Annotated in this window: 23 protein-coding genes and 1 tRNA gene; 14 read left to right on the top strand and 10 right to left on the bottom strand. The window is 61.5% G+C overall.

The features are described from left to right. Window positions 1-136: 136 nt before the first annotated feature. The 6 genes from A9404_RS06910 to icd form a co-directional block, all read right to left on the bottom strand. On the bottom strand, window positions 137-907 hold the full coding sequence (locus A9404_RS06910; RefSeq protein ID WP_066099531.1) for a M90 family metallopeptidase: 771 nt from the start codon (window positions 905-907) through the stop codon (window positions 137-139). 39 nt (window positions 908-946) lie between these two features. After that, window positions 947-1585 carry an HAD hydrolase-like protein gene (locus A9404_RS06905; RefSeq protein WP_066099529.1) on the bottom strand — a complete coding sequence of 213 codons (639 nt, stop codon included), beginning with the start codon at window positions 1583-1585 and terminating at the stop codon, window positions 947-949. 119 nt (window positions 1586-1704) lie between these two features. Next, window positions 1705-2130: a hypothetical protein gene (locus tag A9404_RS06900; RefSeq protein ID WP_066099527.1), complete on the bottom strand. Its 426-nt coding sequence runs from the start codon at window positions 2128-2130 to the stop codon at window positions 1705-1707. A gap of 297 nt (window positions 2131-2427) precedes the next feature. Then, window positions 2428-2504: transfer RNA gene (locus A9404_RS06895), tRNA-Arg, on the bottom strand. Window positions 2505-2599: 95 nt separating this feature from the next. Further along, window positions 2600-2788 (bottom strand): CPXCG motif-containing cysteine-rich protein, encoded by a 189-nt coding sequence (locus tag A9404_RS06890; RefSeq protein ID WP_066099526.1) that lies wholly within the window; start codon window positions 2786-2788, stop codon window positions 2600-2602. Window positions 2789-2914: 126 nt separating this feature from the next. Next, on the bottom strand, window positions 2915-4180 hold the full coding sequence (gene icd / locus A9404_RS06885; protein ID WP_066102953.1) for an NADP-dependent isocitrate dehydrogenase: 1266 nt from the start codon (window positions 4178-4180) through the stop codon (window positions 2915-2917). 215 nt (window positions 4181-4395) lie between these two features. Between icd and A9404_RS06880 the strand changes: the two genes are divergently transcribed. Together A9404_RS06880 and groL are read left to right on the top strand one after the other, a co-directional pair. Further along, window positions 4396-4686: a co-chaperone GroES gene (locus A9404_RS06880; protein WP_066099524.1), complete on the top strand. Its 291-nt coding sequence runs from the start codon at window positions 4396-4398 to the stop codon at window positions 4684-4686. 45 nt (window positions 4687-4731) lie between these two features. Continuing rightward, a complete protein-coding gene (gene groL, locus A9404_RS06875) occupies window positions 4732-6366 on the top strand; it encodes a chaperonin GroEL (RefSeq protein ID WP_066099522.1) in 1635 nt (544 codons plus the stop codon). Window positions 6367-6519: 153 nt separating this feature from the next. Here groL and glgP read toward each other — a convergent pair whose 3' ends face one another. After that, complete coding sequence (gene glgP, locus A9404_RS06870) at window positions 6520-9102, bottom strand: alpha-glucan family phosphorylase (RefSeq protein WP_066099520.1); 2583 nt, start codon at window positions 9100-9102, stop codon at window positions 6520-6522. A gap of 329 nt (window positions 9103-9431) precedes the next feature. Between glgP and A9404_RS06865 the strand changes: the two genes are divergently transcribed. From A9404_RS06865 to A9404_RS06845, 5 genes are all read left to right on the top strand, one after another. Then, window positions 9432-10298 (top strand): flagellin N-terminal helical domain-containing protein, encoded by an 867-nt coding sequence (locus A9404_RS06865; RefSeq protein ID WP_066099518.1) that lies wholly within the window; start codon window positions 9432-9434, stop codon window positions 10296-10298. 102 nt (window positions 10299-10400) lie between these two features. Continuing rightward, window positions 10401-10832 carry a flagellar protein FlaG gene (locus A9404_RS06860; protein WP_066099516.1) on the top strand — a complete coding sequence of 144 codons (432 nt, stop codon included), beginning with the start codon at window positions 10401-10403 and terminating at the stop codon, window positions 10830-10832. 50 nt (window positions 10833-10882) lie between these two features. Next, window positions 10883-12289 (top strand): flagellar filament capping protein FliD, encoded by a 1407-nt coding sequence (gene fliD / locus A9404_RS06855; RefSeq protein WP_066102950.1) that lies wholly within the window; start codon window positions 10883-10885, stop codon window positions 12287-12289. Between the two features lie 125 nt (window positions 12290-12414). After that, on the top strand, window positions 12415-12831 hold the full coding sequence (gene fliS, locus A9404_RS06850) for a flagellar export chaperone FliS (RefSeq protein WP_066099513.1): 417 nt from the start codon (window positions 12415-12417) through the stop codon (window positions 12829-12831). A 7-nt stretch (window positions 12832-12838) separates the two neighbouring features. After that, window positions 12839-13213 carry a hypothetical protein gene (locus A9404_RS06845; RefSeq protein ID WP_066099512.1) on the top strand — a complete coding sequence of 125 codons (375 nt, stop codon included), beginning with the start codon at window positions 12839-12841 and terminating at the stop codon, window positions 13211-13213. 138 nt (window positions 13214-13351) lie between these two features. Here A9404_RS06845 and A9404_RS06840 read toward each other — a convergent pair whose 3' ends face one another. Beyond that, complete coding sequence (locus tag A9404_RS06840) at window positions 13352-15994, bottom strand: motility associated factor glycosyltransferase family protein (RefSeq protein ID WP_066099510.1); 2643 nt, start codon at window positions 15992-15994, stop codon at window positions 13352-13354. A 273-nt stretch (window positions 15995-16267) separates the two neighbouring features. Between A9404_RS06840 and A9404_RS06835 the strand changes: the two genes are divergently transcribed. Genes A9404_RS06835 through A9404_RS06805 form a run of 7 tightly spaced genes read left to right on the top strand, consistent with a single transcriptional unit; the run spans window position 16268 to window position 23148 of the window. Next, entirely contained in the window at window positions 16268-17272 is a 1005-nt protein-coding gene (locus tag A9404_RS06835; protein WP_066099508.1) for an NAD-dependent 4,6-dehydratase LegB, read from the top strand. Continuing rightward, window positions 17265-18434 (top strand): LegC family aminotransferase, encoded by a 1170-nt coding sequence (locus A9404_RS06830; RefSeq protein ID WP_066099506.1) that lies wholly within the window; start codon window positions 17265-17267, stop codon window positions 18432-18434. The genes A9404_RS06835 and A9404_RS06830 overlap by 8 nt, the downstream gene beginning before the upstream one ends. Next, the gene (gene neuC / locus A9404_RS06825; protein ID WP_066099504.1) at window positions 18431-19603 is read left to right on the top strand and encodes a UDP-N-acetylglucosamine 2-epimerase; all 1173 of its coding nucleotides are present in this window, start codon (window positions 18431-18433) and stop codon (window positions 19601-19603) included. Before A9404_RS06830 ends, neuC begins: the two co-directional genes overlap by 4 nt. Beyond that, window positions 19600-20706: an N-acetylneuraminate synthase gene (neuB, locus tag A9404_RS06820; RefSeq protein WP_269465746.1), complete on the top strand. Its 1107-nt coding sequence runs from the start codon at window positions 19600-19602 to the stop codon at window positions 20704-20706. The genes neuC and neuB overlap by 4 nt, the downstream gene beginning before the upstream one ends. Window positions 20707-20713: 7 nt before the next feature. Continuing rightward, window positions 20714-21388, top strand: a complete 675-nt coding sequence (locus A9404_RS06815) for an acetyltransferase (protein WP_066099502.1) — start codon at window positions 20714-20716, stop codon at window positions 21386-21388. Between the two features lies 1 nt (window position 21389). Then, window positions 21390-22451 carry a nucleotidyltransferase family protein gene (locus tag A9404_RS06810; protein WP_066099500.1) on the top strand — a complete coding sequence of 354 codons (1062 nt, stop codon included), beginning with the start codon at window positions 21390-21392 and terminating at the stop codon, window positions 22449-22451. After that, entirely contained in the window at window positions 22444-23148 is a 705-nt protein-coding gene (locus tag A9404_RS06805) for an acylneuraminate cytidylyltransferase family protein (protein WP_066099498.1), read from the top strand. The genes A9404_RS06810 and A9404_RS06805 overlap by 8 nt, the downstream gene beginning before the upstream one ends. 161 nt (window positions 23149-23309) lie before the next feature. Here the strand turns inward: A9404_RS06805 and A9404_RS06800 are convergent, their stop codons facing one another. Beyond that, on the bottom strand, window positions 23310-25016 hold the full coding sequence (locus A9404_RS06800; RefSeq protein WP_066099496.1) for a proline--tRNA ligase: 1707 nt from the start codon (window positions 25014-25016) through the stop codon (window positions 23310-23312). Between the two features lie 173 nt (window positions 25017-25189). Then, on the bottom strand, window positions 25190-25675 hold the full coding sequence (locus A9404_RS06795; RefSeq protein WP_066099495.1) for a DUF4124 domain-containing protein: 486 nt from the start codon (window positions 25673-25675) through the stop codon (window positions 25190-25192). Between the last annotated feature and the right edge of the window lie 5 nt (window positions 25676-25680).

Raw genomic sequence — 25680 nt, 5'->3', positions numbered from 1 at the left:
TGCCGGATCAATCATGTATCGCAAAGCCATTCAATTGCAAATGTAACCATATTTTGGTGGGAGATTGCGATAAGTTTATGTCTTCAACCGCTTTTCGGGGTGCAACCGCCCAGGGCGCACCTTGTGCTGAGCGTCGTCAGGAAGGCGCCGGTCGGTAAAATAGATCGAGTTGGGCGTAGACCTCGGGGTAGCCGGTCAGCAGCAGCTGCGGCGCGGTGATGTAGTACTCGCTCGCGACCGCAAAGAACTCCGCGGGGTTGGTGGCGGCATAGGGATCGAGCAGGGTGGCGTCCCCCCGGGCCAACTGGAGGCGCAAGCGGGCATAGGCCCGGCCGAATGCCCGCGTCCAGTCGGGCCGATGCATCCCACGATGCAGGGGTGGCATGCCATTCATCGCGCCGTTCAGACCGTCGAGTTTGTGGGCGAATTCATGCACCACCACGTTGCGGCCCGCGTGCGGATGAAAGAGTTCTTCCTCGACTTCCGCCCAAGCCAGAACGACCGGGCCATGCAGCCAGGCTTCGCCGCTCAGGGTGCGGGCGTCGTGGTGCACGATGCCCGCGTCGTCCATCTGTTCGTGGCGCGTGCGGAAGGCACCCGGATACAGAATGACCTCCGACCAGCCGTCGAAATACGATACGTCCAGCGCCAATATGAGTTGGCAGGCCTGTGCGGCCACGGCGACCCGCATGTCGGGCGTCACGGCCAGGTTCTGCGCGCCGGTAATGGTTTTATCGCGTAGAAACCAAGTGGCCAGCACGCGAAGCCGCACCATTCGGATCGCATCCAGTCCGTCCAGTGTCGGCATCCGTCGGGTAACATCGAGCCAAAGATCCGTCGGAATGGGGTGCTGCGTCAGTAGCCGACGCAGCCGCCAGCGCCGCCACCCCGTCTTTAGCGCGTGCAGCGGTCATCCCTCCGGGGTGACGCTGAAGGCACGGCCCACTCACTCCCGTGCATCGGAGGTATCCGCCAGGCCGTAGGCGACCAACCGTGAACGCGTCGCGTGAAAATCCGTGTGTAATAGTCCCTGAATGCCCAGGCTTTCGGCCACCTGAACGAACAGCGGCGTATTTTCGATGTATAGGACGTTTTCCGCTTTGGCCTGGGTGATGTCCAGCGCCAGTCGAAAGATGTCCTCGTCGGGTTTGCGGCGATGGACAAAACAGGAGGAGATGAAGGTGTCGACGAATTCGTTCAGGTGAAACGTGTTGATGCGATACGCATTCAATTCGCGCCCTTCATTGCTGACGACGGCGATTTTCAGGCCGTACCGGGTCTTGAGGCGGCTCATCAGGCCAATCATCGCGTTATCGGGCTGCGATTGCGCGACCATGAACGCTTGAAATTCGCCCAGGGTGAAGGTGCGCTTCTGGTGAAAAACGACCCGCTCCAGATAGGTGTCGAGCGAGATTTTCCCTGCTTCGTAGGTGTCGAAGGTCAGGTGATGGCGCGCTTCCAGATCGGCGAGATCAAGACCGAAGTGATCGGCGGCCCGCTGGCGCGCCTCATGGTCCCAGCCGTTGGTCAGCAGGACCCCGCCGATATCCAGAAACAGATGGGTGATAAGTGGGCGGATGTTCATGTTCGGACTCCATTACGGGGTAGGGTCTTGGAATCTGACGATAACTGCTGACACAGCATGACTCGAACGAACCCGCCGATGGTTCAGCCCAACGACCGGGCATGAACGGCGCCACGGATCTATTCCGTTTCAGCGAATGCTGGGGGCGCTTCAACCGTACTGTTTTCCCAGATGTCGTGGTTGATCCGGTACAAGTCGTAAATTGACCAAGGCAATATGATTGCAGCGGCAATCGCCCAGAAAATCAAGTAATACATGAGTTGTACCGGGAAAAACAGACCGACGGGGATGAACGATCCGACCACGCCATAAAACCGATATGCGGCGCGTTGCGTGTAGTACCCCACCTTGGGGTTGGGATGATGCTTGTTTAAACCGTAGATCAGCATCGACATACCGGCCCAGAAGATCCCCAATGGGAAGGGGATGGCCAGCGCGATCATATTGCCGTAATTGAACCATTTGGCGGCGCGGCGGGCCGAGTCGCCCGAGATGACGGGCGATTTTGCATCGGAATCGAGCGGGATGTGGATGGAATCGGTCATCGGAGCGCCTCCCCGTCTTGGACGAATGAATATAAACATGCATATTGCATGAATCTTTATGAGGTGCAATAGAAAACGCATTTTCTGTGTCGTCGGCGCCCGGAAATCCCGAGTATTTGCAACGGTATAGATCGCTTTCGTCCCAATGGATTGGCGAGGGTTTTATGGGGAGTGATAAACGTGGTGGTTGATCAAACCGCAGAAGGAAGCGCGGAGAATGGGCCCGACCAGGCGTACAGCGTCGACGCCAAAATTCGGAGCGCCCACGTGGCCGAGGAAAGATGAACGGAGGGGAGATGGTGTCCACGACAGGAGTCGAACCTGTGACCTGCCCCTTAGGAGGGGGCCGCTCTATCCAACTGAGCTACGTAGACAATTGCGGGCGAATGCTACCACAGGCCGGCATGCGGGGTTAAACCCCGGTTTCGGGCAGTGCGGGGGAAGGGTGGTGATTCATCCACGCATGCATTCAGTCCATTTCCGGTTCGACCCAGACCGCCGGTTCGTCGAAGAGAAAGGAGACGTGCACGATGATCGGCCGACAGCAGACGGAGCAATCCTCCGTGTACTCCTGGGTGCCGGCGCTGGCGTCGAGGTACAGGGGGATCGTTTCCCAGCAATAGGGGCATTGAACGTGGATTTCGGGTTGAAGATCCATGACGTGTTCCTGCGGTGGCGGCAATCTGGCCCGCTTTGGGGCCGTATGAGGCCAGTTTAGAACACCGTCTGCCTCCGTGCTGTCGGCATTGCACCGACAGCACGATAGTTCATCCAGGCGGAGGGGTTAGCCCATCTGCTTGATCATTTCGTCGCCGAAGGTGTCGCTGCCGATCTGGGTGGCGTCGTCCATCAGGCGGGCGAAGTCGCCGGTGACGCGCTTGCTGGCGATGGCGCCTTCGACGCCCTTGATGACGAGGTCGGCCGCTTCGATCCAGCCCATGTGGCGCAGCATCATTTCCGCGGACAGGATGAGCGAGGCGGGGTTGGCGAGATTCTTCCCGGCGATGTCCGGTGCGGTGCCGTGGGTGGCCTCGAACATGGCGACGGTGTCGGAGAGGTTGGCGCCCGGCGCGATGCCGATGCCGCCGACCTGGGCCGCGAGCGCGTCGGAGATGTAGTCGCCGTTCAGGTTGAGGGTGGCGATGACGTCATAGTCTTCCGGCTTGAGCAGAATCTGCTGCAGGAAGGCGTCGGCGATGCCGTCCTTGATGATGATTTCCCGTCCGGTTTTCGGGTTGGTGCACTTGCACCAGCCGCCACCGATTTCGACGGCACCGAATTCCTTCTTCACGAGGTCGTAGCCCCAGTTCTTGAAGCCACCTTCGGTGAACTTCATGATGTTGCCCTTGTGCACCAGGGTCAGGGAGCTGCGGTCGTTGTCGATCACGTACTCCATCGCCTTGCGCACGAGCCGCTCGGTGCCTTCGCGGGAAACGGGCTTGATGCCGATACCCGAGCTTTCCGGGAAGCGGATCTTGGTGACGCCCATCTCGTTCTGCAGGAAGTCGATGACTTTCTTGACTTCCGGCGTACCGGCCGCCCATTCGATGCCGGCGTAGATGTCTTCGCTGTTCTCGCGGAAGATGACCATCTCGGTTTTTTCCGGATGCTTGAGGGGGCTGGGGGTGCCGGTGAAGTAGCGCACCGGGCGCAGGCACACGTAGAGATCCAGCTGCTGGCGCAGAGCCACGTTGAGCGAACGGATGCCGCCGCCCACGGGTGTGGTCAGCGGGCCCTTGATGGAGACCACGAAGTCGCGCACGGCGGTCATGGTTTCGGCGGGCAGGCCGCTCTTCTCGGGGTAGACCGTGGCGGATTTCTCGCCCGCGTAGATTTCCATCCAGGCGATCTTGCGCTGGCTGCCATAGGCTTTGGTGACGGCCGCATCGATCACCTTCTTCATGACCGGCGTGATGTCCACGCCGATGCCGTCCCCTTCGATGAACGGAATGATGGGCTGATCGGGTACGATCAGCGCGCCGTCGTCGCCCACGCGGATGCGTTCGCCGGCGGGAATTTGGATGTGTTCGAAGGGTGTGGTCTGTGCCATGTGCGCTTCCTCGATGATGAAAATTCCGGGTTCGGATTCAGTATATCGCGAAGTTTTGATGAGGCGATTTGCAAAAATCGTGCAGCTTTCGTTCAAAGGCCCTTGAAATCCGTTTGACCACCCCCATGTTGGGCAATCGTTACTGGCGTGCGCCTGACCGGAATGCGGCTGGCGCGCAATTCTTTCCTTCTTGAAGTTGATACGGAGTGATCACAATGAAAATTCGTCCCTTGCATGACCGCGTCTTGATCAAGCGCGTTGAAGAAGAGCGCAAAACCGCGTTCGGCATCGTGCTGCCTGATTCGGCTGCTGAAAAACCCAACCGCGGCGAAGTCGTTGCCGCCGGTCCGGGCAAGAGCAATGAAAAGGGTGAGATCCGTCCGATGAGCGTCAAGCCCGGCGATCAGGTTCTGTTCAACCAGTACGCTGGCAACAAGGTCAAAGTGGGCGACGACGAGTTGCTGATGATGGGCGAAGACGATCTTCTGGCCGTGATCGAAGAATAATTTTTCACCACTTACAACCCAATCAAATTTTAAGGAGCGTCTTACATGGCTGCTAAAGAAGTCCGTTTTTCCAGTTCCGCGCGCGATCGCATGCTGCGTGGTGTGAATGTTCTGGCCGATGCCGTCAAGGTCACCCTGGGCCCGAAAGGCCGTAACGTGGTCATCGAGAAGAGCTTCGGCGCCCCGCACGTCACCAAGGACGGCGTGACCGTTGCTCGCGAGATCGAACTGGAAGACAAGTTCGAGAACATGGGCGCGCAGATGGTGAAGGAAGTGACTTCCCAGACTGCCGACATCGCCGGTGACGGCACCACCACCGCAACCGTTCTGGCCGCGGCCATCGTTCGCGAAGGCCTGAAGGCCGTTGCCGCGGGCATGAACCCGATGGACCTGAAGCGCGGTATCGACAAGGCCGTACTCGCCGCCGTCGAAGAACTGAAGAGCATCTCCAAGCCCTGCGCCGACAGCAAGGCCATTGCCCAGGTTGCCACCATCTCCGCCAACTCCGATGAGTCCATCGGCAAGATCATTTCCGATGCGATGGAAAAAGTGGGCAAGGACGGCGTGATCACCGTTGAAGAAGGTTCCGGTTTCGAGAACGAACTCGACGTCGTCGAAGGCATGCAGTTCGACCGCGGCTACCTGTCTCCGTACTTCGTGAACAACCAGAAGGCGATGTCCGTCGAACTGGAAGATCCGTTCGTTCTGCTGCACGACAAGAAGATCAGCAACATCCGCGAACTGCTGCCGGCCCTGGAAGGCGCCGCGAAGGCAGGCAAGCCGCTGCTGATCATCGCCGAAGACATCGAAGGCGAAGCGCTGGCGACTCTGGTCATCAACGTGATGCGCGGCATCGTCAAGGTTGCCGCCGTCAAGGCACCGGGCTTCGGTGACCGTCGCAAGGCCATGCTGCAGGATCTGGCGATCCTGACCGGCGGCCAGGTGATTTCCGAAGAAGTCGGCATGAGCCTGGAAAAAGTGACCCTGGACGACCTCGGTACCGCCAAGCGGATCGTCGTCACCAAGGAAAACACCACCATCATCGGCGGCGCCGGTGCCAAGGCCGACATCGAAGGCCGCGTTGCCCAGATCCGTGCCCAGATGGAAACCACGACCTCCGACTACGACAAGGAGAAGCTGCAGGAGCGTATCGCCAAGCTGGCGGGCGGTGTTGCCGTGATCAAGGTCGGCGCTGCGACCGAAGTCGAGATGAAAGAGAAAAAGGACCGCGTTGACGATGCGCTGCACGCGACCCGTGCCGCCGTTGAAGAAGGCGTGGTTCCGGGCGGTGGCGTAGCGCTGATCCGCGCTCTGGAAGCGATTCGTGGCCTGACCGGCGCGAACACCGATCAGACCACCGGTATCACCATCGCCCTGCGCGCGATGGAAGATCCGCTGCGTCAGATCGTCAACAACTGCGGCGAAGAAGCCTCCGTGATCGTCAACAAGGTTCGTGAGGGCACCGGTAACTTCGGTTACGACGCCTCTACCGGCACCTTCGGCGACATGATCGAAATGGGTATCCTGGATCCGACCAAGGTGACCCGTTCCGCGCTGCAGAACGCCGCGTCCGTTGCCGGCCTGATGATCACCACCGAGTGCATGATCGCCGAGCTGCCGAAGGACGACGCCCCGGCCCCGGCCGGCGGTGACATGGGCGGCATGGGCGGCATGATGTAATTCGTGCCCCCGGGAGTTCGGGCGCGATGTCGTCCGGACGCCCACCCCCGAATCGGCGTCGTGCCGATCCAAACGAGAAAACGCCCCGTTAATCGGGGCGTTTTTTTATGTCAGTGACATCGATCTGAGGTGACAGGTCCGGCGCACTTCAATTCACAGCCATTTCATCAGCCCGAGCTCATAGGGGTGCAGTTGTGCCGGATGACTGGGCACCACGCGCAGGCGGAAGTTCTGCAGACCGGAGAGATTGATCCGGATTGCCAGTCGATAAATCTGTGTCCGTGGCGGGGCCGCGGCATCCGTCGGGGGGGCTGAAGTGGCCGAATCGGTCGAAAATCGTTGCTGGGTCAGCCAGTTGTCCTGGGTGTGATCGTGGCCGAACAGGCATTCGACCGCCACTTCCTCGGGGCGCAGGCCGTTGAGGTTGACCTCGACTTCCAGGTGGATCTCCTCGTGGCTGTGGATGCGGTGGGGCAGTTCGTTGATCAGTCGGCCGGAAACGCCGGGCCAGAGTTCCCGAACCTTGCGCTTGAAGGTGTCGAGATCCTTGGCCATGGCGCCCCCGTTGGCCGTCAGCTTGTCGCCATGGCGTGCCGCGACCAGATAATGTCGCGTGATGTAGTCGCAGACCATGCGTGTGGCGTTGAATTGGGGCAGCACGGTATGGATCGCCACCTTGGCATGCTTCACCCAGTCGACGGGCACGCCGTTTTCGTTGCGCTTGAAGAACATCGGCTTGACCTCGCCCTCGAGCAGGGTCAGCAGGTCGCTGGCTTCCTCGTTGTCGCAGTATTCGTGGTTGAAGCTGCGGTTGTAGGGTTTGATCGACCAGCCGTTGGCAACTTCGCCCTGTTCCTGATAACCCTCGCCCCACCAGCCGTCGGCCACGGAAAGGTTGAGTGCGCCGTTCATGCTGGCTTTCTGACCGGAGGTGCCGGAAGCCTCCAGCGGATATTCGGGGATGTTCAGCCACACGTCGCAGCCAGCAACCAGCTTGCGGGCCAGGGCCATGTCGTAGCCTTCGAGCAGCAGAATCCGGCCGTGAAAGGCCGGCTCATTGGCGATCTGCCAGATTTCGCGGATCAGCGCCTTGCCCGGTTCGTCGGCGGGGTGTGCCTTGCCGGCAAAGAGGAACACGATCGGTCGTTGCTCGTCGGCCAGGAGGCGAGCCAGGCGCTCCCGGTCCCGGAACAGCAGGTTGGCGCGCTTGTAGGTGGCAAAGCGCCGGGCGAACCCGACGATCAGCACCTCCGATTCCCGCCGCTTGAGGTAGCGCAGGGTACGGTCGATCCGGATATCGCTCAGGCCGTCGCTTTCCAGTTGGCGGGTGAGACGCTGGCAGACGTCACGGATCAGGTCGACCTTGAGTGCGCAGCGGACGGACCAGAACCGTTCATCGGGAATCGTGTCGACGAACGACCAGAACGACTGATCGCGCAGATGCAGTCGCCAGTCCCGGCGCAGGCTGTCGAAGAGCTGGGAGAATTCCCGGGCGAGAAAGGTGTCGACGTGGACACCGTTGGTGACGTGCGTCATCGGATTCTCTTCCGCGGGAACTTCCGGCCAGAACGCGCTGACCATTTCCGCCGCCACCCGCCCATGGATCGCCGAGACGCCGTTATGCTGGCGGGAACCGTGCAGCGCGAGTGCCGTCATGTTGAATCCGGCCTGATGGGGCTGGCGACCCAGGGCGAGGAAGGTTTCTTCAGTCAGATTCAGTTCGGGCAGCAGTGCCTCGAAATACTCGTGAATCAATGCTTCCGCGAAGACGTCGTGGCCGGCCGGAACGGGTGTGTGCGTCGTGAATACCGTGGCGGCAGCCACCATTTCGAGGGCTACGGACGGGGGGTAATCTTGCCGGACGAGTTCGCGCAGGCGCTCGATGACCTGAAAGGCCGCATGGCCTTCGTTGATGTGCCACGCGGTGGGGCTGAGGCCCAGCGCCCGCAACGCCCGAACCCCACCGATGCCCAGGACGATTTCCTGTTCGATTCGCGTGCGCCGATCGCCACCATAGAGTCGGTAGGTGATCTGCCGGTCTTCGTCGCGGTTTTCTTCGATGTCGGTATCCAGTAGCAGTAGCCGGGCGCGCCCGATCTGGGCCTGCCAGACTTGAGCCTGCACGATGCGGCCGGGGAAGTTCAGCGCGACGGAGACGTGGCCGCCCCGCGCGTCCACGGCTTTCGTGATGGGTAACGTGTCGAAGTCGATGTCCTGATATGTCGCGATCTGGTTGCCCTGGGCATCGATCTCCTGCTTGAAATAGCCCTGTCGATACATCAGACCCACGCCGACGAAGGGCAGACCCAGATCGGAGACGGCCTTGCAGTGGTCTCCGGCGAGGATGCCCAGGCCACCGGAATAGATCGGGAGCGACTCATGGAAACCGTACTCGGCGCAGAAATAGGCGACGAGATCGTTCGGTGCGAGCCGTTCCGCGAGATCGGTTGGCAAGGGGCGGGCGAGATACTCGTCGAAATGACGGCAGGCATCGTCGTAGTCGGCCAGATACACCGGGTTTTCGGCAGCCTCGTCCAGCTTTTCCTGGGCTACGCGCAGCAGAAACAGACGGGGGTTGTCTTCCGTATCTCGCCAGCAGAGCGGGTCGATTCGGCTGAACAGATGGCGGACCGACCGGGTCCAGCTGTAATACAGGTTGTTGGCGAGGTCGTCGAGACGCGCAATGCGTGCGGGGAGGCGCGGCGTGATTTCCAGCGTATAGATCGATGCGTTCATCTTTCGTGATTCCTTGGCGAGCAGGCGGCGGTTGCCCCGTTGGCATATCCCTTGGCTTGGAACGCATTCAGCTTATACCTTCTTACCCGGTTGCTGTCATGACAAAACCATGAAAGTGAACCGATCTTTGCTCGGAATGTTCAAGTTTTTTTCGAAGGGGTCGATACAGGGACTGTCGGGCAAGAGCACACGTGAAAACCGGCGGAAACGACGGATCGAAAAAATATTCAAATCAGCCCTAAAGTTTTCCGAACCTGCGCCGATAACCCGAGTACAGAACAAGCTCGATGGCATTGTGCCAATAAACTGCTTCAACGAGGATCGAGATCATGTCAAGCGTAATCAACACCAACATTCTTTCCCTGCAATCCCAGAACGCATTGCGGATGAACAGCAACAGTATGCAGACTGCCATGCTGCGCTTGTCTACCGGTTTGCGCATCAACAGCGCCAAGGACGATGCAGCTGGTCTGGCCATTACGGACCGTATGACCACCCAGATCAACGGCTCCAACGTCGCTGCCCGTAATGCCAACGATGGTATTTCCCTGGCCCAGACGGCTGAAGGCGCAATGGGCGCGCTCACCAGCACCCTGCAGCGGATGCGTGACCTGGCGGTTCAGTCTGCCAACGCGACCAACAGCACCTCCGACCGCCAGAACCTGCAGACCGAATTCAAGCAGCTGCAGAGCGAATTGGGCCGTATCATCGGTAACACCCAGTTCAACGGTAAGAACGTGTTGCAGGGTAGCCTGAGCGGTTCGGCAAACGCCAAGTTCCAGGTCGGTGCGAATACCGGCGCGACCAACCAGATCGCGTTCTCCATCGGCAACCAGTCCACCCGTGGTACTGCGAGCGGCGGGATCAAGTCTGTACTGGCCACGACTGTTTCCATCGGTAGTAAGGCGACCTTCACCAAGATCATGAGCGGCATCAGCCTGATCGACAAGGCGATCAACTCCATCGACACCACCCGCGCCAAGCTGGGTGCCGTACAGAACCGCTTCCAGATCACCATCGACAACCTGAACACCTTCGTGGTCAACCAGTCTCAGGCCCGTTCGCGGATTCTGGATACCAATTTCGCTGCGGAAACCTCTGCGCTGTCCAAGTCGCAGATTCTCCAGCAGGCCGGCAACGCGATGCTGACCCAGGCCAACCAGGCTCCGCAGGCTGTGCTGTCTCTGCTTCGTTAATAGCAGGAGCCTGTAGGCGCCAAGGACGGTGCGACAAAAGCATGAGTTGGATGCAGGCGGCTGATCGACGGATGAGTCGCCTGTTGTAATGAGGACGCTAAAATGAGTAGCATCAACTCAATATCGAATTCCGGCATCCCGCCTTCGCTGCAAGGTCGGGATGTTTTGTCTTCTTCGCAGGGCACATCAAGTGCACCGACGACGGGCAGCGTTCCGCCTGCCCCCGTGTCGGCGCCCGCGGCAGTGCCAGGGCACGGATCGAATGGGCAGCCCGCCACGCCCGGCACCAAGCCGACGAAGGATCAGGTCGATCAGGTGCTCGAAGGCTTGATCAAGCAGCAGGCGGGCAAGCCGACGTCGGTGCAGTTTTCCGTGGACGAAAAACTGAATCAGGTGGTGATCAAGGTGGTTGACCCCGCCACGCAGAAGGTCATCAAGCAGATTCCCGCCGAGGCGATTCTGAGGATGCGGGAAGATCTGCTGAACTTCGATTCCAAGTCGCCGACGGGTTTGTTATTGTCCGAGAAAACCTGACGAACATGATTGTCCATGCTGCCCCATGACGCGGTATGGAGGAGGTTGCGATGTCAACGACCGTTTCTACTTCAAGCTCGACTTCACCGAGTGGCATTTCCTTCTCTGGCCTCGGGTCGGGGCTGGACATCCAGGGTATCGTAAACCAGCTGGTGAACGCCGAGGGTGCCCCGCAACAGCAGTTGCTCACCAGTCGCCAGAACTCGTTCAATGCCACGCTGTCTGCGCTCGGGCAGTTGAAAAGCGGTTTGTCCAGTGTGCAAACTGCCGTCGACGCGCTCAAGAACCTGGACACCTTCCGGACGCGCACCAGCACGGTCTCCGATACCAGCATCCTGAATGCCACGGCCATTCCGGGCACGGCGCTGGGTACCTATCAGGTCGAGGTCGATCAATTGGCCTCCGCGCAGAAACTGACATCTGCGGGCTTTGCCTCGGCCACGAGTACCGTCGGTTCGGGAACCCTGACCTTCACGCAGGGCGGAAACAGCTTCTCGGTCAATGTGGGCGCCACGGATACCCTGACCACCATTCGGGACAACATCAATGCCGCGTCCGGCAATACGGGGGTCCAGGCCTCGATCATCAATGTCGACAACGGGAGTGGGGGCACGGTTTCCAAGCTGGTATTCACCGCGTTGAACACGGGTTCGAGCAATGCGATCACCGTGACGGCCGCGGATTCGGATGGCAACAACACCGACACCAGCGGTCTTTCCCAGTTGGCCTCGAACAATCTGACCCAGGTCAGTGCCGCTCAGGATGCCATCATTCAGATCGACGGCAATCAGGTGACCAGTGCAAGCAATAGCATCAGTTCGGCGGTCACCGGTCTGACACTGAACCTGGTAAAGGCCCAGGTGGGCACCAAGGTGGCCGTAACAGTGGGCGTCGACAACGGTCCGATCACGACCGCATTGCAGACATTGGTGACCAACTACAACCAGTATCAGTCCACCTATTCGAGTCTGACTTCCTACGATCAATCATCCAATCAGGCAGGCGCACTCCTCGGTGACGCGACGGCAAACGGCGTCAATAATGCGTTGCGCGCCTTGATGGGGCAAAACTACAACACGGGGAGTACGACGGTTCAGAACCTTGCCGATATCGGCATTCAGGTGGATAAGAACGGCGTGATGTCCCTGGATACGTCCAAGCTCAATCAGGCCCTGGCCGCCGATCCGAATGCGGTCAAGACACTGCTCACGGACGCGAACAACGGCGTGAGCGCCAAAGTCGACAACTTGCTGAATCCCTACCTTCAGTACAACGGTATTTTTGATAGCCGGACGCAGAGCATCAATAACCAGTTGCAGTCGATCACGCAACAGCAGACCGATCTGCAAGCGCGTCTTGACCAGTACCAGAAGTCGTTGATGTCCCAATTCACCGCCATGGATTCCTACGTGGCGCAAATGAACTCATCCCTGAGCTTCCTGGCGAAACTGAACTAACGACCGAATCGGTTCATCGGGCTCAAGTTTTTCCGTACCGCGTCGATAACAACACCAGGATGCGGCGCTGGTCGGATCTCCGGTTATCAGGTATCGGGTTCACAAATTCTGGAGAGTATCTCGTTATGTACGCAAACGCCTATGCGCAAAATTATCGCCAGATTGATCTGGCTGCCGAGGTGGAACAGGCTACCCCCCATCGTCTGGTTGCCATGCTGTTCGAAGGCTTTCTCGCACATGTTGCCAAGGCCAAGTATGCCACCGAGGCGGGCCAGTATGAACTCAAGGCGCGCAATGTGGATTTCGCCATGAATATCCTGGTTGGGCTGAAGGGCGGCCTGAACAAGGAGGCGAGTCCGGAATTGGGCGAGCGCCTCTACGAATTGTACGACTACTGCGAGCGACGCCTGCTCGATGCCAGCGCTCGTCGGGATCTGGCCGGGTTCGACGAGGTGGATGGCTTGATTCGCCAGATCAAGGAAGCCTGGGATGCGATCGAGCCCCAGGTCGCGGCCAAGCAGGCGACGGCACTGGCTGGCTGATTTTCGGATGGGTCGGGTTTCTGCACCGTTGCCCGAGGTTCTGGCTGATCGGCTCGACGTGCTGCGTCGTCTGGGGATCGAGGTCGACGCGCAGACCGATCGGTGGCTCGCCGATCAAACCGGGGTGCATGACGTTGCCGCCATCAATGCAATCACTGAAGCGCGCCGTATGATCGAGCTGACCGTGGATATGGCGGTGGCGCACGGTTGTGCCGAACATCCCGATCTGCTGGCCATGCGTGCGGAATGGGAGCAGCGTTTCGCGCGGACCCGCAAGGCCATGGAAAACAAGCAACGACTGCTGACAGATTCGTTGCGACACCACTTACAGCAAAACCGTGCGGCGCGGGCCTATATCGATACCGAAGGGTTGGGTCTATAGCGTTCGGTCTCGTGGATTCAACCGGGAATTGAACGAGAGAGGCACAACCGACAAAGGCGCTCAGGATCAGTCCGGAGCGCCTTTGTCATTTCTATCTGTTCCGCTCTGGTGTCCTTGTGCCGGGGGCGGGCCAGGAGCTTACGATAGCCTGGCGTTTGAGCTTCCTGAATCGCCATCAGCCTTCGTACGGGCGTGGCGCATCGCATTCAGATCCTGACGGAGTGCCGGCTGATCGGCTGGGTTACAGAAGGCAACGAGGGCGAGACATTGATCCAGCCCTTCCGTGATACCCAGTTCGTTAAAGAGCGCCGCGATCCGGCGGATCCGGACTGGATCCCCGGGGAACCGGGCCAGATAGTGGGAATACGCTTCGATCGCATGGGCTAGATCGCCACGCAGGGTGGCCAGTTGGCCGCTCAACGCCCAATGGCTGGGGTTGAAGAGCGCTGCCGTGTCCAGTGCCTGGTTGGCTTGTAAGGGGTCGTCCAACGACAGGCTGACGGCAGAGATGCGAATCAGGCAGTGGTCCAGCAGCAGCTGATCCCGGCTGGCATCGGCGTGATTCAGTACCGTCTCGTAGGCAGGCATGGCCTCAAGCGGGTTCTGATCCAGTTCGGCCAGTAGCCCGTTCAGGTAGGCGGCATAGGGTTTGGCCTGTTCGGAATCGGGGTGGCGGGACAGGGCGCGGGCCAGTGCGGCCAATGCGACCTTGTTGTGTTGCGAGAAGTGCATCTCCGCCAGCCGCAGGCTGGCCTTGGGTGCACGGCGCTCCTCGTTGCGTTTCCGGTCATCTGCCAGCAGCTTGGCTATTTGCGCATCGAAGGCCGCAGCCGTCCTGGCGGTGATCTCGGGCGCCAATCGCCAGTTGGTCGCCAGCCAGAGCACACGCTCGGGCTCCTTGCCTTCCTCGTACCGTGTCAGGATCGCGGACGGGTCCTGCTGTCGATCCTGTTCCATGAGACGGGTTTCCAGCCGGTAGTCCAGATCCAGAAGCACGGGGTGCAGGTTTTTGGCAGCCTGCTGAATCGTCGCATAAAAGCGGTTGGCCAGTGCTTCGGCCTGCTTGGCGTCCAGCGCGAAGAAGTCATGGGGCAGATCGGTGGCGACCAGTTCCCGGTGGGCCATGGTTTTGACGAGGTGTTCGGCTTCGGGGAGGCGCGTACGCATCAGGCGGTCGATCGCACGCATGCGTCGTTGGTGGAGTGGTTGCCGTTCCGCATTGATGGTGTTGAAGAACGCGCGATTCGACTCCAGGGCCAGTTGGGCGAGCCGTTCGATTTTCTGCACATCTTCCGCCATCGTGGTTAGGGCGGCGCGTACGCGATTGAGGTGGTCGATGACCGCCTCGGGCGATTCGGTCAGGGCCTCGTCCATTGGACGACGATCGAAGGGTTCGTCCGGCCAGTCGATTTTCTCGAGGGGCTGGAATCGTACGCCCTTGATGGCGGCGGCATTCGGTGAGGGATTGATCAGGGAAATGCCCTGTGGCCCGAGATGCTCGGCCATGTCCTGAAGCGTTTCGATGCCGGCGAAATAATCCGGTGTCGTCCAGGCGGTCTGCCCCAGGTTGGTCGTAACCTTGACGGCGGTATAGTCCAGCAGGGGGCCGGCCGCCGCTTCGCTGCTGCCTTGCGCATGGGTTTGCCCATCCGGTGCGTGACACAGGTCCAGGCCGGCGAAAGCGATTTCGGTGAATCCGAGATAGGTGGCCAGCATGACGCAGGTATGGGTAACGGTCGGACCGACGGACACGAGGTTGCCGACCGGGTTGATCTTCTGACGGGGTTCGTCCGTCTCGCTCGACGATTCGGCTTCGTCCCATGGGAGGATGAGGTCGGTGTGCACCTTCCGATGCGGCCATCGGTTCACGATGCCGGGGTAGGCATGGTTGCCGGCCACCAGGATGGTTTGCGGGCCGAAGTCGAACATGTGGCGACTGACGGTCAGGCTCACGGGGTAGGGGTCGACCGTGGCGATCAGGTCCGGATGGATGCCGGCGGAGAGCAGCCGGGCGCTGATGCGCGAAACGGCGATCAGGAACAGCCGGTGGCGGTTGGTCTTGATCCAGTCGATCTGGGTGTCCAGGGAAGGGCCGCCGGCCAGGATCAGCGCTTTCTTTCCCTTGAAAATGCCCTTGAGCGGGACGAGGTTGGCAAAGAAGCTGGGTGTATTCGCCAGTTGAGCACTCAGGAAGGGCGCCGTGCCGAGATTGGCCGTGGTGACATAGCGACGGCGCGTCAGCTCCGCGTCGAACTGATCGACGAGTTGCAGATAGTCTGCCGTGGGGTGATCCAGCGCGGCCAGGGAGCGTTCGAAAACAACCCCGCCGATGCGAAAATAGTCGTTCAGCAGGAGTAGCTCGGTCGCTTCCTCCCACGCGTCGGGCGTGATGAGGTGGACATAGTCGTCCAGCAGGGCGGTGATTCCTGGTGTCTGTTTCAGAATGGCCGCCAAAGGCTCCGGTTCGATGAACAGCCAGCGCGTGCCGCGTGGGAGCGGCTGCTTCCCCTGGATGAATCGGATCAATTGTCCGGAGTCGCTGCCGATGATGATGTACAGGCGGTCCTGCTGGTGCAGGCGATCCCGGAAGTGCGCCTTCAGTGCCTCTTGGGCGGGGCTTGTTCCGGCATCGAGGCTCTGCCCGTCCTGCGGGCTGAAATGCAGGCCGTTCAGTGCCGGGAAAATCCAGTCTCCGGCCTGGGTCTGTACGAGTTCCAGCGGGCCGTCTCCCGGTGAGAGTGAATCGGGATACGGCGCGGGCGCATTGGCTGTGTCGGTCATAGGGCACGCTTTCTGGGTCGGGTCATGAGTCCTTGACCGATCATCATAGCGAAGCGTTGCCCGCCTGTGCGGAATTTGCCACCAATCCGTCGCGGGTTCCGTTCGGGCGTGAATGCCGGTCGGCTCTCGCCCATCTGCTGTCCCGCGAGGATTCACCGGTGTTATTGTGGCTGGTGTTATTGTATTCGGGTCTGAATTCTTGAATGATTGGCCCACCGTGACCGTTTGGGCCGATCAATGACGATCTGCCCCGAATTACGAATGGATGGTGTTATGTCTGGAACGGCCTTATCGAATGCGCCCCGTGCCCTGGTGACGGGGGCGGACGGCTTCATCGGCTCTCATCTCGTGGAAATGCTGGTGGCGCGCGGTTATACGGTGCGCGCCCTGGCGCAGTACAACAGTTTCAACAACTGGGGCTGGCTGGAGGGGGCTCCTTGCCTGCCGAAGATCGAGGTCGTTTCCGGGGATGTGCGGGACCCCCATTTCTGCCGACACATGATGAAGGACGTCGATGTCGTCTTCCATCTGGCGGCCCTCATTGCGATTCCGTATTCTTACGTCGCGCCCGACAGCTATGTGGATACCAATGTGCGTGGGACCCTGAACGTCTGCCAGGCGGCGCTGGATGCCGGCGTGAAACGCGTCATCCATACCTCGACCAGCGAGGTCTACGGCACGGCGCAGTATGTGCCGATCGACGAAAAGCATCCCTTGCAGCCCCAGTCGCCGTACAGCGCCTCCAAGATCGGGGCGGATGCGATCGCCCAGAGCTTCCAGAACGCTTTCGACCTGCCCCTGACGGTGGCGCGTCCGTTCAATACCTACGGGCCGCGCCAGTCCGCCCGGGCCGTGATTCCGACCATCATCAGCCAGATCGCTTCGGGCAAGCCCCGCATCCAGTTGGGCGATCTGCGGCCGACCCGGGATTTCAACTACGTCGCGGATACCTGCCGCGGGTTCATCGCCCTGGCCGAATGCGACGCGGCCATCGGCGAAGTGGTCAACATCGGCTCGAATTACGAGATCACGATCGGCGACACGCTACATCTGATTCGGGCGCTGATGGGCAGCGACATCGAGGTGGTGCAGGATGACCAGCGTCTGCGACCGGAGAATTCCGAGGTCTTCCGACTCTGGTGCGACAACGGCAAGATCGAATCCCTGACAGGCTTCAAGCCCGAGGTGGACATCCGCGAAGGGCTGTCGCGCACCATCGAATGGTTCACCAACCCGGAAAATCTGCGTCGCTACAAGGCCGATATCTACAATGTCTGAGGGTTTCATCCGCTTCGTGCGCGAACTCTATGACGAGCCGTCGGCCCCGATTCCCCTGCATGCCCCGGTGATGGGGGATCTGGAGAAACAGCGGGTGAACGAGGCGATCGATTCGACTTTCGTCTCCAGCGTGGGGGCGTTCGTCACCCAGTTCGAACAGGACGTTGCCCGGTTCGTCGGCGCGAAGTACGCGGTGGCGACGGTGAACGGCACGGCGGCTCTGCATGCGGCGCTGCTGGTGGCTGGCGTACAGCCCGGCGACCGCGTCCTTACCCAGTCCTTGAGCTTCATCGCCACCTGCAATGCGATTCATTATGCGCGGGCGGAACCTGTGTTCGTCGATGTGGCGGCAGACACCCTCGGGATGGATCCTCGGGCCCTGCGCGACTGGCTCGAACGGCATGCGGAAGTGCGTAGCGACGGTCATGCCTACGGCCGGACGGACGGGTGCCGCATTCGCGCCTGCGTGCCGATGCATACGCTGGGTCACCCGACCCGGATCGCGGCGATCGCCGCCATCTGCGCGGAGTTTGGTCTGGTGTTGATCGAGGATGCCGCCGAGTCCCTCGGGAGTTTCGTGGGCGAACGGCATACCGGCACCTTCGGCCGGCTCGGGGTGTTCAGCTTCAACGGCAACAAGGTCGTGACCACGGGGGGCGGCGGGATGATCGTGACCGATGACGAGGATCTGGCCATCCGCGCGAAGCACCTGACCACCACGGCGAAAAAACCGCACCTCTGGGCATTCGAGCATGACGAGGTCGGCTTCAACTACCGCCTGCCGAACCTCAATGCCGCCTTCGGCGTTGCCCAGATGGACCGCTTGCCCGACCTGCTGGCGAGCAAGCGGTCGGTCGCGGAGGCCTATCGGCAATGGTCTGACGCGACCGGATGGGATTTCGTCACCGAGCCCCGGGCGGCCGATCACGAGGCGCGCAGCAACTACTGGCTCAATGCCCTGCGTCTGGCCGACGAGGCCGCGCGGGATGACTTCCTGGCGGAAACCAATCGGGCCGGGGTGATGACGCGCCCGTTGTGGACCCCCATGCACCGCCTGCCAATGTACGCGGCCTGTCCACGCGGTGCCTTGCCGGTCACCGAGCAGCTGGCGGCCACGGTGGTGAATGTCCCCAGCTCCGCGCGGGGCGATGGCCTGGCATGATGCGCCGGATTGCCGTCGTCACCGGAACCCGGGCGGACTACGGTCTGCTGTACTGGCTGATCCACGACCTGCATCAGGCACAAGATCTCGAGCTTCAGCTGATCGTCACCGGCATGCATCTCGTACCACTGTTCGGCCATACCGTCGATGTGATCGAGCAGGACGGTTTTCCCATTGCCGCCCGGGTCGATATCGATCTGGATTCCGATGAGCCCGAGGCCGTTGCCCGCTCGACGGGGCTCGCCACGATCGGTCTTGCCGAGGCGTTTGCCCGGTTGCGGCCGGATATCGTGGTGATTCTCGGCGACCGGTTCGAAATGCTGGCGGCAGCGAGCGCGGCCTTCATCCAGCGCGTGCCGATCGCACACATTCACGGCGGCGAGGTCACCGAGGGCGCGTTGGACGAGGGGTTCCGCCACGCGATTACCAAGCTCGCCCACCTGCATTTCACCGCGGCCGAGCCTTATCGCCGGCGCGTCATCCAGATGGGCGAATCCCCGGAACGGGTGTTCGAGGTTGGCGCGCCCGGGCTGGATCACCTGCGCCGGACACCGCTGCTGTCCCGTGCCGAGCTGGAGGCGTCGCTCGGCTTTCCCCTCGGACAGACGAACTTTCTGGTGACCTTTCATCCGGCCACCCTGGATGTCACGGATGCGGCCACCCAGTGCCGTGCCCTCCTGACGGCGCTGGATGCCTTCCCCGAGGCGACCGTCGTGATCACGCTGCCCAACGCCGATCCGGGCGGACGGGCGATCATCCCCTTGCTGGAAGCTTATGCCGGTCGCCATGCCGGTCGTGTGCACCTGCGCGCCTCGTTGGGCCAGCTGCGCTACCTGTCCCTGTTGTGTCAGGTTCAGACCGTGATCGGCAATTCGTCGAGCGGGATCATCGAAGCGCCGAGCTTCGGGGCGCCGACGGTCAATATCGGGGATCGGCAGCAGGGCCGCTTGCGGGCCGCCAGCGTGATCGATTGCGCACCGACCTCGGCCGATATCGTGGCCGCCATTCGTCGGAGTCTATCCGCCGACTTCCGGGCGGCGCTGAAGAATCGGGTCAATCCCTATGGTGCGGGTGATGCGACCGGGCGCATGATGGCGGTACTGCGACAGGTCGATCTCGACACGTTGCGGCGCAAAACCTTTTACGATCTGCCTTCGGAGTGTGTATGAATGTCATGATCGATTCCCCGAACGCGCGGGCCGTGCAGGTCATCGCCGAGGCGGGGGTCAACCACAACGGTCAGGCGGATCTTGCCTTCGAACTGGTTTCGGTCGCGGCGCAGGCGGGGGCCGACGCGGTCAAGTTCCAGACCTTCAAGGCGGAAAGCCTGGCGACGCAGGACGCCCCGAAGGCGGCCTACCAGGAGCGCACGACCGGCACGACGGAATCCCAGTTCGCGATGCTCAAGCGCCTGGAGCTGTCGCCGGCGCTGCACCGGGAATTGAAGGCGGCGGCGGAGCGACAGGGCATCGAATTCCTTTCGTCGGCCTTCGATAGCGAGAGCCTGCGCTTTCTCGTCGACGAGCTTGGCCTCAAACGATTGAAGGTGCCGTCCGGCGAGCTGACCAACGCGCCTTTCCTGCTGGAACATGCCCGGACGGGCGCCGCCTTGATCGTGTCGACCGGCATGGCAACCCTCGCCGAGGTGGAAACGGCCCTGGGCGTGATCGCCTTCGGACGCATTGCCGAAAGTACCGAGAAACCCTCCGTCGCCGCCTTCCACGCGGCCTATGCCGCCCCGGAGGGGCAGGCTGCCCTGCGCGCCGGATTGACGCTGCTGCATTGCACCAGCGATTACCCCGCGGCGCCGTCGGCCGTGAATCTGCGTGCCATGGACACGCTGCACACCGCCTTCGATCTGCCGGTGGGCTATTCGGACCATACCCTGGGTACGGGGATGTCCGTGGCCGCCGTGGCACGCGGGGCCTGCGTGATCGAAAAGCACTTCACCCTGGACCGGACGATGGCCGGCCCCGACCATGCGGCGTCGCTGGAGCCCGAAGCCCTGGCGACCATGATCCAGGATATCCGTGCCGTTTCCGTCGCCCTGGGCGATGGCATCAAGCGGCCGCAACCGGCGGAATGGGCGGTTGCCCAGGTGGCGCGAAAGAGTCTCGTGGCGCGGACGGATATTCCGGCAGGCACGATCTTGACGGCCGATCGGATCGCCATCATGCGCCCCGGCTCGGGTGTTTCGCCCCTGCGCTACTGGGACGTGCTCGGACAGAGCGCCCGGCGGGATTATCGGGCGGGCGAGTTGCTCGATGAGTGAGTCTGCGATGAGCGATTCAGTGACGACGGGAGCCGTGACGAACCGCCCCGTCGTCCTGCTCGGCTATGGCGGCCATGCCCGGGTGGTGCTTGATACCCTGCGGGCACTGGGCGCCGAAGTGGCGGGCATCCTGGCACCGGACCTGCCGGTTGGCGATCGCTGGGAAGGGATACCCGTTCTGGGTGACGACGACTGGACGCGGCGACCGGAAGCAATCCAGTACCACTACAGTCTGGGCGTCGGTATGCTGCCGCAGCGCCCTCATCTGCGCCAGCGATTGTTTTCGCTGTTGCGTGAGCGGCAGTTGCGGATGCCGCCCCTGGTCCATCCGTCGGCCGTCCTGGCCCCGGATGTGGTATTGGGTGAGGGCACGCAGGTGATGGCCGGGGTCATCGTACAGCCGGGTAGCGTCATCGGCGAGAATGTCCTGCTCAATACCCGGGCGACCGTCGATCACCACTGCCGCATCGATGCGCACGTGCATGTCGGCCCGGGGGCGATTCTGTGCGGCGAGGTGCAGTTGGGCGAGCGGGTGTTCGTCGGTGCCGGTGCCACCCTGATTCAGGGAATCGACATCGGTGCCGGTGCCCAGGTGGCGGCCGGGGCGACGGTAGTCAGAAACATTGCGGCCGGAATCCGGCATATTCCGGGGCATTTGCCGATCAGGATCGAGGAGGCATGACATGAATCAAGCATGGCGTCAGATACTTTTGGCTCCGGACGACGACATCCGTCGGGCGATCGAGGTCATCGACGAGGGCGCGAAGCGGATCGCCCTGGTGGTGGATGGGGCAGGGCGGTTGCTGGGCACCGTCACCGATGGCGACATCCGCCGCGGCATCCTGCGTCACGTGCCGCTGGAGTCGCCCATCAGCCAGGTGATGAATGCCCAGCCGCGCACCTTGCCGGAAAACTATCTGCGTGCCGATGCCCTTCAGCTTCTGGGCAGCGCGCAGGTGTTGCAGGTACCGATCGTGAACGACGAGGGCGTGCTGGTCGGGTTGGAAACGCTGACTGACCTGATGAAGCGCCCACGCCTGGAAAATCCCGTGTTCCTGATGGCGGGCGGCTTCGGTACCCGCCTGCGTCCGCTCACGGACAACTGTCCGAAGCCGATGCTCCCGGTCGGCGGCAAACCCATGCTGGAGCATATCCTCCAGGATCTGATCGATTTCGGTTTCTATCGTTTTTACATCTCGGTCCACTATCTGCGCGAGCAGGTCATCAACCACTTCCAGGACGGCAGTCGCTGGGGCGTCAGTATCCAGTACATCCACGAGGACAATCCGTTGGGGACGGCGGGGGCGCTGGGGCTGTTGCCGAAGGACGCCGTTCAGCGGCCCATCATCGTGGTCAACGGCGACATCATGACCCGGGTGAACTACGAGGCACTATTGCAGGATCACGATCGGCATACCCCGGCAGCGACGATCTGCACGCGGCAGTACGATTTCCAGGTGCCCTACGGCGTGATCGAGCACGAAGGGCAGAAGATCACGGACATCACCGAGAAGCCGGTCCATCGCTTCTTCGTCAGTGCCGGCATCTATGTGCTGGCGCCCCAGGTCGTGCATTCGGTCCTGGCGGATACCCGGCTGGACATGCCGGATCTGCTCAAGCGTGAGATGGCCAACGGCCACGACGTGCGGATGTTCCCGGTGCACGAGTACTGGCTGGATATCGGCCGCATGAACGACTTCGAGATGGCACAGCACGACGCGGCATCGGTGTTGCGGCATGAGTGATGCGCCGCGGGTGCTGGCCATCGTCCCGGCCCGGGGCGGCAGCAAGGGCCTGCCGGGCAAGAATATCCGCCCCTTGCTGGGCAAGCCGCTGATCGGCTGGAGCCTCGATGCGGCTCGGGCCTCTCGGTATATCACCGACGTGGCCGTCAGCTCGGACGACCCCGAAATCCTGTCCGTCGCCCAGGGACTGGGCGCGCACATGTCCCTGACGCGGCCGCCTGAGCTGGCCCGTGACGAGAGCAGCAGCATGGATGTCGTGCTGCAGGTGCTGGATGTGTTGCCGGCGTACGACTGGGTCGTGCTGCTTCAGCCGACGTCCCCGCTGAGAACCGGCGCGGATATCGATGCCGCCCTCGAACGGTGCTGGACGACCGGGGCGCCGGCCTGCGTGAGCGTGAGCCCGGCGGCGGAGTCGCCCTGGTGGATGTTCGGCATCGACGTCTCGGGTCGGTTGGCTTCCTTTCTGCCACCGGCGCAGCGGCCGACCCGTCGGCAGGACCTTCCCGAGCTGTATTCGCTGAATGGTGCCGTGTATGCGGCTCGGGTGGACTGGCTCAGGCAGTCGCGCAGTTTTCTTGCCGAGGAGACGGTGGCCGTGGTCATGCCGACAGCCCGTGCTGTCGACATCGATACCCTTGAGGACTTCCAGCAGGCCGAGTATCTGCTGAATCAGCGGGGAACGGTTCTCCCGCCCTAGGCTTTACCCTGGACTATCTCCTGGACTATCCCCTGGGCTTTTCGCATGGATCCTCCCCTTGAGTTTTCCCCAAGGATTTTCCCCAAGGATTTTCCCCAGGGATTTTCGCCGGGGATTTTCGCCGGGGATTTTCGCCGGGGATTTTCTCGTGGATTCCCGTCCTAGATGACTGTGGCGATCCAGTCCTGCAGTCGATCGGCGGCAATCACCTGATTCTCGCTTTCCCAACGCAGCCGCGTCTCGAATTCGCCGTTCTCCAGACCCCGTTCGCTGACCACGATGCGCAGGGGAATGCCGATCAGCTCCATATCGGCGAAGGCGACGCCCGGCCGTAGGCCGCGATCTTCCAGCAGGACGCTGTAGCCGCATGCCGTCAGGTCGGCCTCGAGCCGTTCCGCCGCTTCCTGGACGGCCGGGGCGCGATGGGCATTGATGGGCACGATGGCGATCGTGAAGGGCGCCAAGGGTACCGGCCAGACGATGCCGTTCTCGTCGTGATTCTGTTCGATGGCAGACGCTACGATGCGCGAGACGCCGATGCCATAGCATCCCATGACCGGCACGCGGGGCTTGCCTGTTTCATCGAGAATTTCGCACTTTAGCGCCGCGCTGTAGGTGTCGCCCAACTGGAACACGTGGCCGACCTCGATACCCCGGCAGATCTCGATGGTGCCCTGATTGTCCGGGGCCGGGTCGCCGGCCACGACGTTACGCAGGTCGGCGGTTTCCGGTTCCGGCAGGTCGCGCCCCCAGTTCACGCCGGTCAGATGCACGCCGTTCTCGTTGGCACCGCAGACGAAATCCGCCGTATCTGCTGCCGCGAAGTCTGCGATGACCGGTATGTTGGTCAGGCCGACCGGGCCGATGGAGCCGACGCCGCACCCGACTAAGGCCGGCGCGTCCTTTTCGTCGATGAGGGTAAAGGGTTCGGCAATCGCCGGATGCTTGGCAGCCTTGATGTCGTTGAGTTCGTGATCTCCACGCAGCACCACGGCCACCACCGGCACCTCGCGGCCTTTGACCAGCAAGGTCTTCAGGATGCGCGCTGCCGGCAGTTTCAGGAAATCCGCCACTTCGGCAATTGTCTTGGCGCCGGGCGTGGCCACGCGCGCCAACGTTTCGCTGGCGGCAGGCCGACCCGCCGCGGCGGGGAAGGTCGGTGCCATTTCGACGTTGGCGGCATAGTCGCCAGCTGTGGCATAGGCAATGGCGTCCTCGCCCGAATCGGCAAGCACATGAAACTCATGAGAAGCATTGCCGCCGATCGAACCGGTATCGGCGACCACGGCACGGAATTTCAGGCCGAGTCGGGTGAAGATGCGGCCGTAGGCATCGTACATCGCCTGATAGGTGTCTCGCAGGGAGTCGATATCCTGATGGAAGGAATAGGCGTCCTTCATGATGAACTCGCGGGCGCGCATCACGCCGAACCGGGGGCGGATCTCGTCACGGAACTTGGTCTGGATCTGGTAATAGCAGACCGGCAGTTGCTTGTAGCTCTTGAGGTCACGGCGGGCATAATCGGTGATGACTTCCTCGTGAGTGGGCCCGACGCAGAAATCGCGTTCGTGCCGATCCTTCACGCGCAACAGCTCGGGTCCGTACTTCTGCCAACGCCCGGATTCCTGCCAGAGTTCGGCGGGTTGGATGGCCGGCATCAGCAGTTCCAGCGCACCGATCCCGTCCATTTCCTCGCGAACGACTTTTTCCACCCGGCGCAGTACGCGCAGGCCCAGCGGCGTCCAGGTATAGAGGCCGGCGGCCAGCCGCTTGATCATGCCGGCGCGCAGCATCAGCTGATGGCTGATGACCTCGGCTTCGGTCGGCGTTTCTTTCAGGGTATTGAGGGCGAATTGCGAACTGCGCATGAGGACGAAGATCTCGATGAGGGGGTTGGGGGCTGTAACGGGGCCGACTCATATGATCCGGCCCGCCGGGTGGCTGGGCCGGGTACGTGAAGGAGCGTTATTTTGACACGAACCTCGCGACTTTTCGCGTTTGATACGGGTTGGGTGCAGATGCCGCTCTCGATATCCGGTGCCTATTCGACGCAGGCCTTGTTGGCTACGCCCTGGGCTTGTTTCAAACGGTCGGCAATCTCCCCGGGTGAAAGGGGGCGAAACTTGCCGTCTGTGTCACGAGTCATGAGTTGATTCTCGGGGCTTTTGAGAACTTTGATTTGGGCCTCGGCTGCTTGACATGCTTTTTCAGCTTCTTTTTTGTTGAACACGGTGATGGGCGTGTCGGCGGGTAACTTGGACCCCTTGGGTTCAGTGGCCCCTGAGGGGGGATTCTTACTCGTGTCTGTCTCATCGGCCGGGGCTGATGGTGGTGCCGCATAGTCAGGATTGATCTGTTCGGCTTGTACATGGCCACTGGATGGGGGCAGTTGACTGAAATGCGTCTCGCCTTTTTTATCGACCCACTTGTAGATTCGGGTCGCGTCATCCGCGTGGCTCACGCCCGCCAATGCCAAATTCGATAGCGCCAATAATGTGATCAGCGCGTTTTTCCCTAAGCGTTGCATAATCT

The sequence above is a fragment of the Halothiobacillus diazotrophicus genome, assembly GCF_001663815.1.
Classification (GTDB): Bacteria; Pseudomonadota; Gammaproteobacteria; order Halothiobacillales; family Halothiobacillaceae; genus Halothiobacillus; species Halothiobacillus diazotrophicus.
This window is presented reverse-complemented; position numbering and strand designations above follow the sequence as displayed.

Excerpts from the sequence above, each read along its gene's own strand:
- A9404_RS06890 (WP_066099526.1), bottom strand. The coding sequence starts at position 2,788 with ATGGATCTTCAACCCGAAATCCACGTTCAATGCCCCTATTGCTGGGAA.
- glgP (WP_066099520.1), bottom strand. The coding sequence starts at position 9,102 with ATGAACGCATCGATCTATACGCTGGAAATCACGCCGCGCCTCCCCGCA.
- icd (WP_066102953.1), bottom strand. The coding sequence starts at position 4,180 with ATGGCACAGACCACACCCTTCGAACACATCCAAATTCCCGCCGGCGAA.
- A9404_RS06860 (WP_066099516.1), top strand. The coding sequence starts at position 10,401 with ATGAGTAGCATCAACTCAATATCGAATTCCGGCATCCCGCCTTCGCTG.
- A9404_RS06805 (WP_066099498.1), top strand. The coding sequence starts at position 22,444 with ATGAGTGATGCGCCGCGGGTGCTGGCCATCGTCCCGGCCCGGGGCGGC.
- A9404_RS06865 (WP_066099518.1), top strand. The coding sequence starts at position 9,432 with ATGTCAAGCGTAATCAACACCAACATTCTTTCCCTGCAATCCCAGAAC.
- fliS (WP_066099513.1), top strand. The coding sequence starts at position 12,415 with ATGTACGCAAACGCCTATGCGCAAAATTATCGCCAGATTGATCTGGCT.
- A9404_RS06845 (WP_066099512.1), top strand. The coding sequence starts at position 12,839 with ATGGGTCGGGTTTCTGCACCGTTGCCCGAGGTTCTGGCTGATCGGCTC.
- neuB (WP_269465746.1), top strand. The coding sequence starts at position 19,600 with ATGAATGTCATGATCGATTCCCCGAACGCGCGGGCCGTGCAGGTCATC.
- A9404_RS06800 (WP_066099496.1), bottom strand. The coding sequence starts at position 25,016 with ATGCGCAGTTCGCAATTCGCCCTCAATACCCTGAAAGAAACGCCGACC.
- A9404_RS06830 (WP_066099506.1), top strand. The coding sequence starts at position 17,265 with ATGTCTGAGGGTTTCATCCGCTTCGTGCGCGAACTCTATGACGAGCCG.
- A9404_RS06795 (WP_066099495.1), bottom strand. The coding sequence starts at position 25,675 with ATGCAACGCTTAGGGAAAAACGCGCTGATCACATTATTGGCGCTATCG.
- fliD (WP_066102950.1), top strand. The coding sequence starts at position 10,883 with ATGTCAACGACCGTTTCTACTTCAAGCTCGACTTCACCGAGTGGCATT.
- A9404_RS06900 (WP_066099527.1), bottom strand. The coding sequence starts at position 2,130 with ATGACCGATTCCATCCACATCCCGCTCGATTCCGATGCAAAATCGCCC.
- neuC (WP_066099504.1), top strand. The coding sequence starts at position 18,431 with ATGATGCGCCGGATTGCCGTCGTCACCGGAACCCGGGCGGACTACGGT.
- A9404_RS06880 (WP_066099524.1), top strand. The coding sequence starts at position 4,396 with ATGAAAATTCGTCCCTTGCATGACCGCGTCTTGATCAAGCGCGTTGAA.
- A9404_RS06905 (WP_066099529.1), bottom strand. The coding sequence starts at position 1,585 with ATGAACATCCGCCCACTTATCACCCATCTGTTTCTGGATATCGGCGGG.
- groL (WP_066099522.1), top strand. The coding sequence starts at position 4,732 with ATGGCTGCTAAAGAAGTCCGTTTTTCCAGTTCCGCGCGCGATCGCATG.
- A9404_RS06810 (WP_066099500.1), top strand. The coding sequence starts at position 21,390 with ATGAATCAAGCATGGCGTCAGATACTTTTGGCTCCGGACGACGACATC.
- A9404_RS06815 (WP_066099502.1), top strand. The coding sequence starts at position 20,714 with ATGAGCGATTCAGTGACGACGGGAGCCGTGACGAACCGCCCCGTCGTC.
- A9404_RS06835 (WP_066099508.1), top strand. The coding sequence starts at position 16,268 with ATGTCTGGAACGGCCTTATCGAATGCGCCCCGTGCCCTGGTGACGGGG.
- A9404_RS06840 (WP_066099510.1), bottom strand. The coding sequence starts at position 15,994 with ATGACCGACACAGCCAATGCGCCCGCGCCGTATCCCGATTCACTCTCA.